Source organism: Monashia sp. HAY1-5C (assembly GCF_056755255.1).
Genome location: NZ_JBPGXG010000247.1, coordinates 1 through 2,318 on the forward strand (window position 1 = coordinate 1; position 2,318 = coordinate 2,318).

Here is a 2,318-nt window from a genome sequence, read left to right on the forward strand (position 1 = left end):
CCTGCTCTTCGAGGCCCATGTCGTCGTCGACGTGCCGGCCGCGACGGACCTTGCCGACCTGCGTGCGGACCTCGAGCGCCTCGCCACCGAGCTGCTCGTCGACCTCGACCTGCACGAGGACTGACCCGGCTGTCCGCGTTGTCGGTCATGATGTGCGCGTCATGACCCGATGGACTCCGGCACAGGTGGCCGGGCTCGCTCCCGACGACGCGTCGCTGGTGGCGGCCCGCAGACTGGCACGCCCCGGCCCGTGGAGCGACACCGGTTCGACCGAGACGCTCGTGTGGGGCAAGTGCCAGGGGTCGGGCAGGACGCCGTACCAGGTGAGCGTCGACCTCGCCGGGCCGGCCTTCCGCTGCTCGTGCCCGAGCCGCAAGCACCCGTGCAAGCACGGGCTCGCGCTGCTGCTGCTCTGGGTCGACGGGTCGGGGTCGGTCGCCGACGTCGAGGAGGCGGCCGGCTTCGCCCGCGAGTGGGCGGCCGAGCGGGCCGCCCGCGGCGCAGCCCGCGACGCCGCGACCGAGGCCCGGGCCGGGCGGACCCCGGACCCCGACGCCCAGGCCCGGCGGCTCGAGGACCGGCTCGCGCTGATGACGGCGGGCATGGACGACTTCGCCCGGTGGCTCGGTGACCTCGTCCGCGGTGGGACGGCCACGGCCCGCCGCCAGCCGCAGGCGTGGTGGGAGACGACCGCCGCGCGGCTCGTCGACGCCCAGCTGCCCGGCGTCGCCGACGACGTCCGCTCCGTCGGCAGCGAGGTCGCCTGGCGCGCGGACTGGTCCGAACGGCTCCTCGTCGCCCTCGGCCGCTGGTGGACCGCGACCCGCACGTGGAGCCGTCGCGACAGCCTCGACCCCGACGAGCTCGGCGACCTCAGGGCCTACCTCGGCTGGTCCGTCCCCACCGACACGGTCCGCGCGGGTGACGCCCTGCACGACCGCTGGACCGTGCTCGGCGCGCACCGCACCGACGACGGCCGCCTCCAGCAGCAGCGGACGTGGCTGCGCGGCGAGGCGTCGGGCCACACCGTCGTCGTCCTCGACTTCGCGGCCGGCACGCAGGTGCTGCCCGTGGCCCGCCTGGCCGGCTCGGTCCTCGACGCCACGGTCGCGCGGTACCCGGGGCGCGGCGTCCGGAGGGCGCTGTTCGTCGACGACCCGGCGCCGGTCGCCACCGACGGACCGCTGCCGGGCACCGTCGACGTCGAGGGCGCGTACGCTTGGGCCGCCCGGGTCTGGGCCGCCAACCCGTGGACGCGGCGCGTGCCGGTCGCCCTCGCCGCCGTGCGCGTCGGGGTCGACCCGCCGCGGTCACCCGTCTCGGCGCCGGCACCCGCGTCCGCCTCGGCGTCAGCCCCGGCGTCGGGCCCCGCGTCGGCCCTGCTCACGGCCCGCGCCGTCGACGCGGCTGGCCGCGGCATCGACCTGACCGCCGATGCCGCGGTGTGGGCGCTGCTCGCGCGCACCGGCGGGCACCCGGCCGACGTGTTCGGCGAGCTCGAGCACGGGCGGTTCCGGCCCCTCACCCTGGTGCAGCGGGGGGAGATGGTGGCGCTGTGAGCGAACGCACCGGAGCGACAGGCGGGTTCGACGCCTGGTGGCGCGAGGTCGGCAACGCGGCCCTCGTCGGCACCGCCCGTCGCGCCGTCCCACCGCTCGACGTCCTCGGCATCCGGCGCCCCGACGCACCCACCGATGCGTCGACCGGCACGCCGACGACGCTCCCGCGCGAGGCCGCGCTCCTCGACGCCGCCGCGCTCGGCGCGGCGGCCCTCGCGTCGGGACGCGTGTCCCGTCCGGCCGAGACGCCGCCCACCTCCCCGCCGGACGTGCGCGCCGAGGCCTCGCGCCTGGCCGTGCAGCTGCTCGAGCTCGTCCTGACGCAGCCGCCCGCCGGCGTGCAGCAGCGACCAGCCCTGCTGACGCACTGGCTCCGCGCGTGCGACACCGGTGGCCGACGCGTCCCGCACGCGCTGCTGCCGACCCTCCTCGACCTCGCCACCGCACAACGCTCGCTGCGTCGCGTCGCCGCCCGGGTCGTCGACGAGCGCGGCCTCTGGCTGGCTGCGCAGCGTGCCGACTGGGGCTGGGTGCTCGACGCCGCGGCCGGGGCGGACGTGTCGGCCGAACCCGAGCTCGATCCGGACGACTGGGCGCGGCTGCCCTCGACCGAGCGTCTGTCGCTCGTGGCGTCGCTGCGCGCCCGGGACCCCGACGCGGCCCGCGCGCTCGTCGGGTCGACGTGGGCCACCGATGCCGCGCGGGACCGGCGGGCTCACCTCCTGTCTCTTATACACATCTGACGCTGCCGACGACGGA

2 protein-coding genes are annotated in these 2,318 nt (G+C 77.4%); both read left to right on the forward strand.

Annotation, left to right across the window (positions count from 1 at the left end):
- The first annotated feature begins 161 nt into the window (after window positions 1–161).
- A complete protein-coding gene (locus tag ACR9ZK_RS21345; protein ID WP_481343972.1) occupies window positions 162–1,559 on the forward strand; it encodes an SWIM zinc finger family protein in 1,398 nt (465 codons plus the stop codon).
- Window positions 1,556–2,302 (forward strand): DUF5691 domain-containing protein, encoded by a 747-nt coding sequence (locus tag ACR9ZK_RS21350; RefSeq protein ID WP_481343973.1) that lies wholly within the window; start codon window positions 1,556–1,558, stop codon window positions 2,300–2,302. Before ACR9ZK_RS21345 ends, ACR9ZK_RS21350 begins: the two co-directional genes overlap by 4 nt.
- Window positions 2,303–2,318: the final 16 nt, after the last annotated feature.

Coding starts and splice junctions, on each gene's coding strand:
- ACR9ZK_RS21345 (WP_481343972.1), top strand. CDS start 162: ATGACCCGATGGACTCCGGCACAGGTGGCCGGGCTCGCTCCCGACGAC.